Annotated in this window: 13 protein-coding genes; 12 read left to right on the top strand and 1 reads right to left on the bottom strand. The window is 39.6% G+C overall.

Going from position 1 to position 14,306, the window contains the following annotated elements:
- Positions 1 to 48: 48 nt before the first annotated feature.
- Positions 49 to 1,053 (bottom strand): ornithine cyclodeaminase family protein, encoded by a 1,005-nt coding sequence (locus OW157_RS01135; protein WP_268751496.1) that lies wholly within the window; start codon positions 1,051 to 1,053, stop codon positions 49 to 51.
- A gap of 271 nt (positions 1,054 to 1,324) precedes the next feature.
- Here OW157_RS01135 and OW157_RS01130 point away from each other — a divergent pair, with 271 nt between their 5' ends.
- From OW157_RS01130 to OW157_RS01075, 12 genes are all read left to right on the top strand, one after another.
- Complete coding sequence (locus OW157_RS01130; RefSeq protein ID WP_268751495.1) at positions 1,325 to 2,341, top strand: LysM peptidoglycan-binding domain-containing protein; 1,017 nt, start codon at positions 1,325 to 1,327, stop codon at positions 2,339 to 2,341.
- A gap of 129 nt (positions 2,342 to 2,470) precedes the next feature.
- On the top strand, positions 2,471 to 2,932 hold the full coding sequence (locus OW157_RS01125; RefSeq protein WP_268751494.1) for a CopY/TcrY family copper transport repressor: 462 nt from the start codon (positions 2,471 to 2,473) through the stop codon (positions 2,930 to 2,932).
- A 99-nt stretch (positions 2,933 to 3,031) separates the two neighbouring features.
- A complete protein-coding gene (locus tag OW157_RS01120) occupies positions 3,032 to 3,997 on the top strand; it encodes a tRNA dihydrouridine synthase (RefSeq protein WP_268752231.1) in 966 nt (321 codons plus the stop codon).
- Between the two features lie 133 nt (positions 3,998 to 4,130).
- Entirely contained in the window at positions 4,131 to 4,760 is a 630-nt protein-coding gene (locus OW157_RS01115; RefSeq protein WP_268751493.1) for an NADPH-dependent FMN reductase, read from the top strand.
- Complete coding sequence (locus tag OW157_RS01110) at positions 4,760 to 7,195, top strand: flavocytochrome c (protein ID WP_268751492.1); 2,436 nt, start codon at positions 4,760 to 4,762, stop codon at positions 7,193 to 7,195. Before OW157_RS01115 ends, OW157_RS01110 begins: the two co-directional genes overlap by 1 nt.
- A gap of 84 nt (positions 7,196 to 7,279) precedes the next feature.
- Complete coding sequence (locus OW157_RS01105) at positions 7,280 to 7,825, top strand: DUF924 family protein (RefSeq protein WP_268751491.1); 546 nt, start codon at positions 7,280 to 7,282, stop codon at positions 7,823 to 7,825.
- Between the two features lie 13 nt (positions 7,826 to 7,838).
- The gene (uvsE, locus tag OW157_RS01100; protein WP_268751490.1) at positions 7,839 to 9,107 is read left to right on the top strand and encodes a UV DNA damage repair endonuclease UvsE; all 1,269 of its coding nucleotides are present in this window, start codon (positions 7,839 to 7,841) and stop codon (positions 9,105 to 9,107) included.
- A gap of 179 nt (positions 9,108 to 9,286) precedes the next feature.
- Positions 9,287 to 10,234: a metal ABC transporter solute-binding protein, Zn/Mn family gene (locus OW157_RS01095; RefSeq protein ID WP_268751489.1), complete on the top strand. Its 948-nt coding sequence runs from the start codon at positions 9,287 to 9,289 to the stop codon at positions 10,232 to 10,234.
- A gap of 16 nt (positions 10,235 to 10,250) precedes the next feature.
- Positions 10,251 to 11,018, top strand: coding sequence for a metal ABC transporter ATP-binding protein (locus OW157_RS01090; RefSeq protein ID WP_268751488.1), 768 nt, complete (start codon positions 10,251 to 10,253; stop codon positions 11,016 to 11,018).
- Positions 11,015 to 11,956, top strand: coding sequence for a metal ABC transporter permease (locus OW157_RS01085; RefSeq protein ID WP_268751487.1), 942 nt, complete (start codon positions 11,015 to 11,017; stop codon positions 11,954 to 11,956). The genes OW157_RS01090 and OW157_RS01085 overlap by 4 nt, the downstream gene beginning before the upstream one ends.
- Positions 11,950 to 12,789 carry a metal ABC transporter permease gene (locus OW157_RS01080; protein WP_268751486.1) on the top strand — a complete coding sequence of 280 codons (840 nt, stop codon included), beginning with the start codon at positions 11,950 to 11,952 and terminating at the stop codon, positions 12,787 to 12,789. Before OW157_RS01085 ends, OW157_RS01080 begins: the two co-directional genes overlap by 7 nt.
- Before the next feature lie 121 nt (positions 12,790 to 12,910).
- Positions 12,911 to 14,227: a uracil-xanthine permease family protein gene (locus OW157_RS01075; RefSeq protein WP_268751485.1), complete on the top strand. Its 1,317-nt coding sequence runs from the start codon at positions 12,911 to 12,913 to the stop codon at positions 14,225 to 14,227.
- Positions 14,228 to 14,306 lie beyond the last annotated feature (79 nt).

Below are 14,306 nucleotides of genomic sequence, written 5' to 3'. Positions count from 1 at the left end.
GTAAAAGCGCCTGACTACTAAAGGTCAGGCGCTTTTTACTTATTATAATTACGATTTAAAATCGAATGTTTGCCCCAATCCTTGTTCGCGGGCACGATCATAAATTTCACTAGCTACGGCGACATCAATAGCACCAATTCCAATTGGAATACAAAGCACAATGTCATTAGATAAGTCACCGACTTCCTTCTTGCCATTAGCAAGTTCACCTAAAGTCGCAAAAACATCATCCTCAGTGATTTTACCTGCTTTGTTAAGATGTTTCAAAGCACCACGGTGTAAGGCTTGACCAGGGTGGTCAACGATTAATTTGTCAGCTGCCAAGGCGACATTATCAGAAATTTCTTGGAAAGAACCCAATGGAAAAATAATTGTTCCTGGTTGGACCCATTCGGAATGAACAAGTGGTTCATTGGCAGAGGTTACAGTAATCAAAACCTGGGCTTTTGCCACTTCTTTGGGCTCATCAACAACCGTTACCTTTCCTTTGATTTTAGGCTCAACATTCTCTTTAAAGTCTTCAGCCTTAGATTTAGTACGATTCCAGATAAGAATTTCATCAATGTCGAATCGTTCATTAATGGCTTGCGTGTTCATATAGGCTTGCATACCAGCGCCATATATTCCTAGTGTCACCGACTCTTGGTCCAGCAAGTAGGTTAAGGCAGTAGCAGTTTGAGCGCCTGTTCTCACATTAGTAATATCAGTGCCGTCCATCACGGCCAAAAAGCTTCCCATTTGGGGATCTAAAAGGGTAATTAGACCATTGATAAAAGGTAAACCTGCTTCCTTACGCTTACCATTAAAACCAGTGACCCATTTCAAACCAGCTGAGTCTTGCCAACCAATATAAGCTGGCATCGCATTTGCAAATCCTGAATAATTGGGATAATTCCCTGTTTCACCTAAGTCTAAGGTTAATTTGGTAGGATTAATGACTGTACCATCATCCATGCCACGATAAACGTGGTCAGCAATATGGATATAGTCCTCCATCGTCATTAATTCGCGAATTGTGCTTTCATTAATCAATAACGTCGGCTTTTCTTGCATGAATTCATCCCCTTTATATAATTATGTAAAATTATTATACTATAAAAATGAGAAAAACGTGCAAATTTAATTTGATAAAGCCATTTCATCTGCATTGAAGGCGAACTTATGAATTTAATATGAATAGTTTTTGTCATATATTTGTAATATTAAAGAAACACTTAAGAAACATTTAAGATAGAGTGGGATTCCTTGTCTCTGATTTTAGCTGCGGTATAATAAGAGTGTAAGGAAAAAGAAAATGCTTTCATCATATTTAGGAGGGATTCTCATGAAAACCCAAATCAATAAGAAAGTCAAACTACTAACCGCATCAGCTGGACTAATGACAGTTGCGGCTCTTGCCTTATCGGATGTACCAGTACAAGCTGAAGACACAGTCGATACTGATCAAGTGACGACTATAACTTATAAGGTTCAAGCTGGAGACTCGCTATATAAAATTGCCCAAAATTATGGGGTTACCGTTGACCAGTTAAAAGAGTGGAATGATAAGACCAATGATTTCTTAGCCATTAACGAAAAATTAGTAATCAAAACCGCCGAGCCTGGGGATTCGAATGATCAGTCTGAGCCAGAAGAAAAGGTAACCGCTGATAATGTTGAAGCTATCGTCTTTAAGACCAATGAAGGGGCTAAGGATGCTGCTCGAAAATTTTTCAACCCTAAAAAACATTCCCTTTGGCAAATTGTTTGGGTTGAGGACGGCTATATGGTGAAATTTACCCCAATCACTGCTGAAGAGGCTGGTCAAGACGAAGAAGATAACGAAGATAATAGTGGCAACACAGTCACCACTGACCAGTATTATCAAAACTTAGACCAAGCTATTGCAGCAGCCAAGAAGGGTTATAATAATGATAAATACTCTAACTGGCGCGTTGATTGGACTAAAGATGGTTATGTAATTACTTATACGCTAAAAAAACAAGACCCACCTAAAAAATCCGAAGAAGATGAAAAACCTGAGCAAGTCGATAGTATTTACACCGTTCAAGCTGGCGATTCTTATTGGAAGATTGCCCAAAAATTTGGCGTAAGTATTGAGGATTTGCAAGCCTGGAACAAGACAAATGACTATAATTTAGCGATTGGTGACAAGCTGATAGTAAAAGCCCTGCAAAAAGAAGATGAAGCCCCAACTGACCAAAATCAAGAGCCCAAATATTACCAAAATTTAAATGAAGCAATCGCCAAAGCCAAAGCTGGTTTTGATACCGATAAATACTCTAATTGGCGGGTGGACTGGACGGAAAAAGGTTATCAGATTCACTACACCAATAAATAAAACTAGTTATAAGTTTTAAATAACTTAGCCTCTTCCTATAGCAAGCAGTCTTTGCTTAGGAAGAGGCTTTTTATTGACATTTATATAATGAGCGGATAAACTACAATTGTAAACGGAAGGGGGATTACTATGCAAAAATTTGATCAGAATCTGCCTATTTCTGATGCTGAATGGGAAGTTATGCGTGTATTGTGGGCTCACCCTGGAATCCATAGTAAGGATATCAGTATTGTCCTTGCCGATAAGTTTAACTGGAAAGAATCTACAGTCAAAACCTTGTTGGGGCGTTTGGTCAACAAAGATGCAGTCCGAACAAAAAAAGAAGGTCGTAAATATGCCTATGATGCCAATTTAAGTGAAAGAGAATTACTTAGCCAGGAAAGTGCCCATTTATTAGCTAAAATCTGTCAAAAAGATCATGGTTCCTTGTTAGCATTAATGATGGACCAGGCCCAATTATCCCAGTCAGATATTGACCAACTCAGTAGTCAGCTCAATCAGCGGCAAAAAGGTGCCCCAGAGACCATCGCGTGTTGCTGCCAACCTGGTCAATGCCGTTGTCAGAACCCTTGGACTAAACAAAAGGATTAACCAGCCTTAATTGGCTGCAACAATTTTTTAAACTTGCTTCGCTTGCTAAATTTTGTTATTATGCTAGGGTTAAAAATCAAAAAAGAAGGGAAGATAAAAATTATGCCTAACTTTTGGCAAGAATTACCCAAGCCTTTCTTTGTACTAGCGCCCATGGAAGATGTTACAGATGTTGCCTTTCGTCATGTTGTTCAAGAGGCGGCGGCACCCGATGTTTTCTTTACTGAATTTACTAATGCAGAATCTTATAACCACCCAGAGGGCCAAATCTCAGTTCGTGGTCGTCTAGCCTTTACTGAAGACGAGAAACCTATCGTCGCCCATATTTGGGGTGACAATCCTGACCATTTCAAGAAAATGGCTTTTGATATGGCAGATAGAGGATTCTCTGGTATGGATTTAAATATGGGCTGTCCGGTGCAAAATGTCGTTCGCCATGGTCGAGGTTCGGGATTAATCAATCATCAAGATAAGGCCATCCAACTGATTCAAGCCACCAAGGAAGCGCCTTTACCAGTATCCGTTAAAACGCGTTTAGGCTTCAATGATATTGCAGAAATGGATCAATGGTTACCCAAAGTATTTGAACAAGATATTGTCAATCTTTCGATTCACTTAAGGACCCGTAAAGAAATGTCTAACTATGATGCCCATTGGGACTTAATTCCTGAAATTGTAGCCATGCGTGATGCCATTGCCCCTCAAACCTTACTGACTATTAACGGAGATATTCCTAACCGTCAAGTTGGTGAGGAATTAGTTGATAAATATGGTGTCGACGGCATCATGATAGGTCGCGGAATTTTCCACAATCCTTTTGCCTTTGAAAAAGAAGCTCAAGACCACAGCCCAGAAGAACACATCGCTTTGTTTAGACGTCATTTAGATCTTTTTGATCAATATGAAGATGTCATTCAGCGGCCATTCAAGTCTTTACGACGGTCCTTCAAAATTTATATACGTAATATAAAAGGAGCCTCAAAACTACGTCAAGCCTTAATGACTGCAGAAACTTCTGATCAAGCAAGAGAATTTTTAGATGAATTCCAAAGAGACTATTTATAAGTTAACCCACCGTCCTTACAAATTTTTTGTAGGGGCGTTTTTTTGACCACAAATATGTAAACGGTTTACTTTTGTTTTTTTCAGCCCTATAATGAGTGTGTTCGAACAAATTTCATCAATAGGAAGTGGACTTATGAAAAAAATTATTGGAATTGTTGGATCCGGCTCTAAGGGGTCGACCAACGAAAAACTTATTAAAGTGATTAAGGAAAATTATCAAGAGAAGTTTGATATTGATATTTTGTTTCCTAAAGATTGGCCAGTCTTTGATAAAAATTTTGAAAAAGATCTGCCTAATTCGGTTTTAGCAGCTGCTAAAGCCATTGAAACAGCAGATGGCGTTATTATTTCTGCTGCTGAATATGACCATAGTATTGCTGCAGTTTTATCTAATGCTTTGGCTTGGTTATCCTTCACACATTACCCCTTAGTCAATAAGCCGGTCTTAACTATGGGGACATCCTATGGTCGTTTGGGATCATCACGGGCTCAAACTCATCTCCATCAAGCTTTACAGGCACCACAAATTCATGCTGCAGTCATGCCGGGAGAAGCATTTCTTTTATCGTACGCCTTGCAAGATTTTGATGACCAAGGCAGGTTAGTGGACAATGAATATAAAGCAAGATTAGACGATTTAATGATACGTTTTGATGATTTCATCCAATGGAATAATAATTTGGATCAGGAGAAAAATGCAGCTAAACAAAGAGCGCATAAATATGACTTAGATTATACTTTTAATAAGGAGGTTGATGCCTAATGAAAATAGTTGCAATCGTAGGCTCTTCGAACGAAAATTCCTATAATAAACGTCTTCTTGAATTTATAGGAAGTGATATCAGTACTGATTGGGACTATGAGATTGTGAGTCCGCTTGGTTTTCCTCTATTTACTACTTTTGAATCGATTGAATCATATCCAGAGTTAGTGGCTTTCTCTGAAAAAATTCGTCAAGCTGATGGAGTAATCATTGCTACAGGTGAACATTCACGCACTATTCCACCTGCCTTGAAGAGTTTATTGGAATGGTTGTCTACTGATGTTCATCCTTTCAATGAAAAACCGGTATTGGTTTTGGGAGCGTCTTACTTAGATCAAGGCACATCACGGGCCCAACTCCATTTACGTCAGGTTTTAGAAGCTCCAGGTGTCAACGCCTATCCCTTACCTGGTAATGAGTTTCTATTGGGCAATGCTAAAACCGCTTTTGATGAAGAAGGTAAGATTAAGAATTGCAACACTGTTCAATTTTTAAGTGGGATATTACATAAATTCTCTCGTTATATTCAAGCCCTATCAGCCATGAAAATTCCGGAAGCTATTCATTATCAAGCTGGAACTTATGAAGTAACAGCTATAGGTCACAATGGAGACTTGCCAATGACAGTCACCTTTTCAGATGATGAAATAATTGATATTTCTATTGATCATAGTGGTGAAACAGAAGGGATTGCTAATGTTGCCTTTCAACGCACTCCTGAAGATATTCTTAATGGGCAAACCTTAGATGTCGATGCTGTTTCGGGAGCTAGTGTTACTTCTCAAGGTATTATTGATGGTGTGAGTGAAGCCGTGCGTCTGGCAGGTGCTGATCCCAATATACTTAAACAACGTTCCGCACAAACGGCTAATGAAAAGGACAAGGAAGAAACATTCGAAACTGATCTTGTGATTGTCGGTGCTGGTGGGGCAGGTTTAGCGACAGCTGCTTCTGCTTTAGAAGAAGGTTTATCAGTGACTGTTTTGGAAAAATTCCCTATGATTGGGGGGAATACTTCTCGTACTGGTGGCCCAATGAATGCGGCTGACCCTGACTGGCAGAAAAAATTTAAGGCTTTACCAGGTGAAGAAGCAAGTTTAGAAGCTATTCTTACAATGGATCTAGAAGAAATACATGAAGAATATCGGTCAGATTTCCTAATGCTTCAGGATGAAATTCGTACTTATAAAGATGACTATGAAGCTGGCAAGGATTATCTCTTTGATTCCATCTTGTGGCATGAAATTCAAACTTACTTGGGCGGTAAACGGACTGACAACCAAGGTACTGAAGTCTATGGAAATTATGACCTAGTAAAAACGCTAGTAAGTAAAGCTAATATGGCCGTCGACTGGTTAGAAAAGGTGGTCGGTGTGGAATTTGACCGTGACCACGTACAAATGCCAGTAGGTGCTAACTGGCGACGCGGTCATAAGCCAACGAAAAACCAAGGCTACGCTTATGTAGAAGCCTTGTCTAAATATATAGAAGGCTTGGGTGGCCAAATTATTACTGATTGCAAGGTTAAGAAGTTAATCACTAAAGACGGTCAAGTCAAAGGATTAGAAGCCAGCAAAGGAAAAGATAAAAAGTTAACGATTACTGCCCAAGCGGTGGTACTGGCTTCTGGTGGTTTCGGTGCCAACACCAAAATGCTCCAAAAATATAATAATTACTGGGAACGTATTGATGACGATATTGCAACAACCAATTCACCGGCAATTACTGGAGATGGGATTGAATTAGGTCAAGCAGTTGGGGCTGATCTAGTAGATATGGGACTTATTCAAATGCTTCCAACATCTGATCCCGTTACTGGAGCACTCTTCACCGGCTTACAAGTACCACCCGCAAACTTTATGATGGTTAACCAAGAAGGCAAACGCTTTGTCAACGAATATGGTAGTCGAGATGAAATCTCAAAAGCTGCCATTGCTAATGGGTCCTTGTTCTATTTAATTGCAGACGAAAACATCAAAGATACTGCCATGAATACTAGTCAAGAATCGATTGACAAGCAAGTGGCAGAAGGTACTCTCTACAAGGCAGAAAGCCTAGCTGAATTGGCTAAACTAATTGGTGTACCTGGCCAAGTATTGGAAGAAGAAGTAGCTAAGTATAATCATTATGTTGATGAGGGTTATGATCCTGAATTTGGCAAAAATGTCTTTGATCTGAAGATTATTAACTCACCATTTTATGCTACACCACGGAAACCGGCCGTTCATCATACAATGGGCGGATTACGGATTAACCCTAAGACACAAGTTCTAAATGAAGAGGGCCAAGTAATACCTGGTCTTTATGCAGTTGGTGAAGTAGCTGGTGGTATTCACGCCGGTAACCGTTTGGGAGGTAATGCCTTAGCGGACATTTTCACTTATGGTCATATTGCTGGTAAGGAAATTGCCCGTAATAAAGCTGATAAAAATTAAGACAAGTTGCCACTGATTTTAAGAAGGCTTAAACTAGGATTCTTTATGATAAAATGGGAGAAAATGATAGAAAGAGATGAGTGTATGACACGAGTTAAATCGCAAGATATTTTAGACTTCTGGTTTCACGAATTGGATGAAAACCAGCATTTTATCAAGGATCCTAGTCTTGACCAAGAAATTAGTGACCGTTTTCTAATCACTCTTCAAGCAGCTAAAGCTGGAGAATTATGGGAATGGCGACATGATATTTTCGGTTGCTTAGCAGAAATTATTCTTCTCGATCAATTTTCTCGTAATATTTACCGTGACCAAGCCCAGGCTTTTTCCAGTGATGATATGGCCTTGGTTTTAGCTCAATCTGCCTATTTAAAGCCAGATTATCAGACTTTAGACAAAAAACAACAACATTTCCTCTGCATGCCCTTCATGCATTCAGAGTCGTTAATTATCCACGAAAAGTGGGCTTATCCAATTTTCAAGGCGGAATTTCCTGAGTCCTTATCATTTGAAGAGGCCCATAAAGCTCAAATTGAACGCTTTGGTCGTTACCCGTTTAGAAATGCAGCCTTGGGTCGACAATCAACAACAGAAGAATTAGATTTTATGGCGAATAATGATGCTTTCTAAGGAGGAGGGTTTAGTGAAGCGAATTGGTTATGCCTGTTTAAATCTGGGTTTAGCTGACAGCCAGATGCGTACCTGTCGTAAATCCAATGCCAGTCCGGATAAATTAAGGGATTTGATTACTAATAACCTGGCAGCTATGGATAAAATGATTGATTACAATATTGCAAATGCCATCAAGATGTATCGGATATCATCTGATATCATTCCATTCGGATCAGATTTAGCGACTAATGACCTAGATTGGGTCACAGAATTTTCTGAAACATTTATACAACTTGGTCAAAAAATTCATGACCATGACATTCGAGTTTCCATGCATCCAGGCCAATATACTGTTTTAAATTCACCACGTCCTGAAGTCGTTGATCGTGCTATTTTAGACTTAGAGTATCATACAACATTTCTGGATGCGCTAGGAGTGGATAAAAGCCACAAAATTATACTCCATATTGGTGGCGTTTATGGGGACAAAGAATCCGCCATGGAGCGTTTTGTAATTAATTATAAGCATTTACCAGATAGGGTTAAAAATCGTTTGATTATTGAAAACGACGACCGTCTCTATACGATTAGCGAGGTCTTGTCCTTGAGTGAAAAAACTGGTGCTCCAGTCGTTTATGATAACTTACACAATGCGTGCCATCCTAGTGATGCAAGTAAAACGGATCACTACTGGATTAGCCAAGCAATGAAAACATGGTCGAAATCAGATGGTCAGCCTAAGATTCACTATTCCCAACAGAAAAGACCAGGACGTTTAGGCGCTCATACCCCAACAATATACTTAAAAGAATTTCTAGACTTTTATTATAGTATTCAAGATTTAGACGTTGACATTATGTTAGAAGTTAAGGATAAGAACTTGTCAGCAGTGAAGTGCCAACTAGCTACCCAACAAGACCGGCATATCAAATATTTGGAAAAGGAATGGCAACGTTATAAGTATGCCGTTCTTGCCCACTCGCAAAGCCATTATCAAGCCGTCCGAGAATTGTTAAAGGATAAAGGAAGCTATCCAGTTGTAAAATTCTACACTCTGATTGAAGAAGCCTTAGATACAGACTTGGACCAAGGTCAAGAAGCGAATACTATGGACCATATTTGGGGCTACTTCAAAAATCAAGCCACTGATAAAGAATTAAGCAAATATAAACGTGATAAAGCGAAATGGTTAGCGGGGCAATTCTCTAAGCAACGCTTGAAAAAATTCTTGTATCGTTTAGCGCTGAAATATAAAGAAGCTTATTTACTCCAAAGTTTATATTTTTTCTTAGACAATTAAATAGTTGTTAGTGATTTACTAATTTACTAATTTGTAGGAGGGTGTGACAAAAGTCACACTCTCTTTTGTTATCTAAAAGGATTTCCTTTTTAAATAACAAAGGGTTGACTTGTTATAATATTTAGGGTACCCTAACAATGACGTCCGCGGATTATTATATAGAGAGTGAGTGAATAAAAATGACAAAGATTATGAAGTACATTTGCCGGGGCTTATTATTGGCCATGGCAGCTTTTCTCCTGGTGGCCTGCGGGCAAACAGGCGGACAGAAAGCAAATGATAGTAATTCAAAATTGCAAGTAGTTGCAACGACAACTCAAGTAGATGACCTTATGAAGCAAATTGGCGGCGACCATGTTGAGGTTCAAGGCTTGATGGGACCAGGGGTAGATCCACACGGTTATGAACCCAGTCCCTCAGATACTAAAGCCCTACAAAATGCCGATGTTGTTGCTTATAGTGGTTTCCATTTAGAGGCAATGTTTACTGACCTATTGGAATCCTTAGGAAAAGAAGGTAAAGCTACTATCAATATGTCTGATGCAGTAAAGGATAGTCAAGCTTTAGCTAGTAAAGAGGAAGGACTAACTCATGACCCTCACATCTGGTTTTCTGTCTCTATTTGGAGACAAGCAGCCCAACACGCTGCTGACCAACTCAGCGAAATCGATCCAGATCACAAGGATGATTACCAAGCCAATGCCAAAGAATACATTGCCAAATTAGATGATTTAGATGACTACATTAGTCAGAGAATAGAAGAAATCCCTGAACAATCTCGCTACCTAGTCACTGCCCATGATGCCTTTAACTATTTTGGCCAAGAATATGATTTTGAGGTTGTAGGGATTCAAGGCTTGAACTCACAAACTGAAGCAGGGACAGGTGATATCAGCCAAGTCGCTGACTTAATGGCAGATAATAATGTCAAGGCTGTCTTTGTAGAAAGTTCAGTTTCTGACCGGAACGTTAATGCCTTACTAGAAGCAGCGTCTGCTCGGGGACACTCGGCAGAAATTGGTGGAGAACTCTATTCTGATTCTCTTGGTTCAGACGATGAGGGAACAGATACTTATATTGCTATGTACAAACATAATGTGGATACAATTGTTGATGCACTAAAATAGAAATAGGATGATGATAATGCTAGCAGAAACCGCAATAAAAATTAAGGATTTGACCGTGGCTTACCATGGTGACCCCGTACTTTATAATATCTCTACAGAATTTTACTATGGCAACCGCACAGCCATTGTAGGCCCTAATGGCGCTGGGAAGTCGACTTTATTGAAGGCTTCTTTAGGGCTTACTAAGTCCTTGACTGGACAAGCGAATTTTTATATCCAAGGTAAAGCACTTAACATTGATCAAGCCTATAAGCATATCGCCTTTGTCCCTCAAGCTCAAAGTGTGGATTGGACCTTTCCAGCCAGCGTCTTTGATGTCGTCTTGATGGGTCGTTATGGTCATCTGGGTTTAGGTAAGCGTCCTAGAAAAGCTGATAAGGACATTGCTACTAAGAACTTAGAAAAAGTTGGGTTAACTGACTTTAAAGACCGGCAAATTGCTCAACTATCAGGTGGGCAAAGGCAACGGGTCTTCCTTGCTCGAGCTTTTTGCCAAGAAGCTGATATTATCATTCTTGATGAGCCTTTAGCTGGGGTAGATATTAAGACTGAAGAAATTATTATGGACTTACTATCCCAAGAAGCAAAAACGGGTAAAGCTATTATCGCGGTTCACCATGATTTAAACACAGTTAGCCAGTATTTTGATCGGGTCTTAATGATGAATCGTGAATTAATCGCATCTGGTCCCGTCGACCAATGTCTCACCCCTGAAACAATTCAGTCTGCATATAGTCAATCTCAAGGACCAGTTCAAAGCAGAGAAGGAAGTGTGGACTTATGATTGATACATTTAGCCGAGTTTTAACGGACCACACCTTTCAAATAGTTGCTCTGGCTACAGTTTTATTGGGTCTTGTTAATGGTGTTTTAGGCGTGTTTTTAACCCTAAAACGGCAAAGCTTGTTGGGTGATGCGCTAGGTCATTCTGCCTTACCAGGGATTGCCATTGCCTTTATCATTATCCAAGATAAAAATTTTTTACTGTTATTAATTGGTGGTGGGATAGCTGCCTTACTAGCTACTGGTATCATCCAATTATTAAGTAACAGCCCAAGCGGCATCAAACAAGATGCTGCCTTGGCATTAGTGTTATCATCTTTCTTTGGTCTGGGGACTATCTTAATTACCTACATCCAACGTTTCCCTAATGCTAGCCAAGCAGGAATTAAGAACTTTATTTTCGGTCAGGCTTCTGGAATGTTACGACGAGATTTGTATCTGATTGGGATTTTTACAATCTTAGCCTTTATCTTGGTTGCTTTTTTATGGAAGGAATTTAAGTTATTATCTTTTGATGCAATATTCGCCAAAATGCAAGGTAAAAAATATGCGTATCTGGAAAGCCTCTTGTTTTTATTGATGGTTTTTGCCATTGTTCTCGGCTTGGAATCAGTTGGTGTGGTCTTAATTTCTGCTTTACTAATCAATCCAGCTGTGGCTAGCAGACAGTGGTCTGATAAACTTAGCATCGTTGTACTTTTAGCTGCCGTTTTTGGGGGAGTTTCGGCTTTTGTGGGAACGCTACTGTCGTCTATGGGTCAACAAATACCAACTGGACCCGCTATTGTTCTAGTGATTAGTGGGATTGCTTTCTTTTCTCTTATTTTTGCGCCGAAGAATGGCTTATTAGCAAAGCTTGTTCGCCACCATCGTAATCAAAAACGCTTATTAAAAGATTTAACGAGATCAGCTAAGCAAGGGGGGAATGAATCATGCTAATGGAAATTATTGCGATTGCAGTGGTAGTATCACTTTCTCTCGCTGTAATTGGGGTATTCTTAGTGTTGCAAGGGAAGACCATGATTGCTGATGCCATTTCCCATACTGTGCTCTTAGGAATCGTCTTGGGTTATTTCATTGCTCAGTCGCTAGAATCGCCACTTTTGCTTATTGGGGCAGCTATAGTAGGATTACTAACCGCTGGACTAATCCAGCTTCTACAAAATCAATTACATTTACGACAAGATACAGCTATAGGGATTGTCTTTCCTTTGTTGTTTTCGCTAGCGGTTTTATTACTGACCCGTTACGCATCTGATGTTCATTTGGATACGGACACCGTTTTTATGGGGCAATTAGGCTTTACTATTTTTGAACGGTATCAAATAGCTGGTTTAGATATTGGTCCTAAGGCTTTATGGAATGGTTTGGCGATTCTTTTAGTCAATGCCATCATCATAAAAGTCTTTTATAAAGAATTCCAATTAGTGACTTTTGATAGTGATTTTGCTAAAAGTATCGGCTTATCGGTAGCTAAGATACATTATCTTCTAATGACGCTATTGTCTATTTCTGCGGTAGCGGCCTTTGAAGTTTTTGGATCTGTACTGGTCGTAGGGGTCATTGTTGGACCAGCTTTGACAGCTTATTTACTGACGCATAGTTTGAAAAAAATGTTCCTGTTTAGTTTACTGTTGGCGGCTTGGAATGCATCTATAGGGGTACTTGTTGCTTATTACTGGGATATCTCCTTTGCAGGGACCATTGCGCTAATGACAGGCTTGAGCTTTTTGCTGGCTTACTTAATAAGGCATTTATTAAATAAAGCTTAGATAAAAGTTCGTGTTTAGAGTATAAACACGAACTTTTTTTAATATAAGTATAAATAGTTCTTTATTTTAACGAACGTTTAGGTTAAAATCATTAGGTAAAATAAATGTTTTGGAGGTAAAGATGGAAGAGAATACTAATCAACTATCCTTGCGCTATGGTGTAGAAGATAGTCCCAAGTTTCAAGAATCGGCATTATTAGGCTTACAGAATGTGGTCACGGCTTTTGGTGGCTTAGTTGCTGTGCCTTTAGTAATTGCAGGCATGGCAGGATCAAGCGTCGAGGAAACAGCATATTTGATTTCGGCAGCCTTACTTGTTTCAGGCATCGCGTCAATTATCCAATCAAAAGGTTTCGGTCCAAAGACATTTAGAGTAGGCTCCGGCTTACCAATTATTATGGGAACTGACTTTGCCTTTATTGGTCCTGCTCAAAGTGTCATTGCCTTGGGAGGCTTACCAGCCTATTTTGGTGGCATTATGTTGGGCTCACTACTAGAAATTTTTATGTCATATTTCATTAAGCCCTTAATGAAAATTTTCCCACCAGTAGTGACAGGGTCTGTGATTACACTGATGGGAGCAACACTTATGTCAACTGCCATGGATTGGATTGCCGGTGGTGCCGGGGCTGAAAACTATGGGGTACCATTAAACCTATTAATCGCTGGTATTGTTTTTCTATTAATTGTCATTTTAAATTATTATGCGCCGGATAACATTGCCCGCTACGCAATTTTAATCGGGATGTTTATTGGTTATATTATCTGTATCTTCTTAGGCCAGGTCGACTTAGGGCAAATTGTGGCGGCAGATTGGTTCTCACTTCCAAGTTTCAATAAAATTGGCATTGATTTTAACTGGACTTATGCCTTGCCATTCTTGTCTGGCTACCTGGTGACAGTAATTGAATCCATTGGGGTAGTGCAAACGATTGGACAGGTTACAGAAACTGACTTAGAAGATGGTCAAATTGCTGCCGGGGTAAGGGCAGATGGATTTTCTTCTTTCCTAGGTCCCATCTTTGGCTCAGGAGCAGCGGCGACTTTTTCACAAAATGCTGGATTGATTCCCTTAACTCGTAATGCATCGCGTAAAGTGGCGATTTACGCTGGAGTCATAATGATTGCCTTATCAATGAGTCCTAAATTAGCGACCGTTATTTCAGTGATGCCACTACCTGTTTTAGGTGGGGCAGGTATTCTAATGTTTGGTACCGTAATGGCCTCTGGTATCCAATCCCTAGGTCAAGTTAATATCGATACAAGAAATTTGATTATTATTGCATCTTCAGTGGGTGTGGGCTTGGGGATTGCCTTCCGTCCAGAAATTACTGCGCAATTACCTACTTTCTTTGCCGGCCTGTTCTCATCAGGAATTTCAGCAGGGACGATTATTGCGATTATCTTAAATCTGCTATTGAAAGAAAAGCACAACTAAAAAAGATTTGAATGCCTAGACTTTTTCTACTATTATAATAATAGTAATTAAGAGTGGGCTACTCAAAGTAAATTAATAA

It is taken from the genome of Aerococcus kribbianus, assembly GCF_026805545.1.
GTDB lineage: Bacteria > Bacillota > Bacilli > Lactobacillales > Aerococcaceae > Aerococcus > Aerococcus kribbianus.
Note: the sequence above shows the minus strand (reverse complement) of the source record. Positions and strands in the feature narration are given on the sequence as shown.

Excerpts from the sequence above, each read along its gene's own strand:
- OW157_RS01090 (WP_268751488.1), top strand. The coding sequence starts at position 10,251 with ATGCTAGCAGAAACCGCAATAAAAATTAAGGATTTGACCGTGGCTTAC.
- OW157_RS01080 (WP_268751486.1), top strand. The coding sequence starts at position 11,950 with ATGCTAATGGAAATTATTGCGATTGCAGTGGTAGTATCACTTTCTCTC.
- OW157_RS01135 (WP_268751496.1), bottom strand. The coding sequence starts at position 1,053 with ATGCAAGAAAAGCCGACGTTATTGATTAATGAAAGCACAATTCGCGAA.
- OW157_RS01075 (WP_268751485.1), top strand. The coding sequence starts at position 12,911 with ATGGAAGAGAATACTAATCAACTATCCTTGCGCTATGGTGTAGAAGAT.
- OW157_RS01115 (WP_268751493.1), top strand. The coding sequence starts at position 4,131 with ATGAAAAAAATTATTGGAATTGTTGGATCCGGCTCTAAGGGGTCGACC.
- OW157_RS01130 (WP_268751495.1), top strand. The coding sequence starts at position 1,325 with ATGAAAACCCAAATCAATAAGAAAGTCAAACTACTAACCGCATCAGCT.
- OW157_RS01110 (WP_268751492.1), top strand. The coding sequence starts at position 4,760 with ATGAAAATAGTTGCAATCGTAGGCTCTTCGAACGAAAATTCCTATAAT.
- OW157_RS01085 (WP_268751487.1), top strand. The coding sequence starts at position 11,015 with ATGATTGATACATTTAGCCGAGTTTTAACGGACCACACCTTTCAAATA.
- OW157_RS01095 (WP_268751489.1), top strand. The coding sequence starts at position 9,287 with ATGACAAAGATTATGAAGTACATTTGCCGGGGCTTATTATTGGCCATG.
- OW157_RS01105 (WP_268751491.1), top strand. The coding sequence starts at position 7,280 with ATGACACGAGTTAAATCGCAAGATATTTTAGACTTCTGGTTTCACGAA.
- OW157_RS01125 (WP_268751494.1), top strand. The coding sequence starts at position 2,471 with ATGCAAAAATTTGATCAGAATCTGCCTATTTCTGATGCTGAATGGGAA.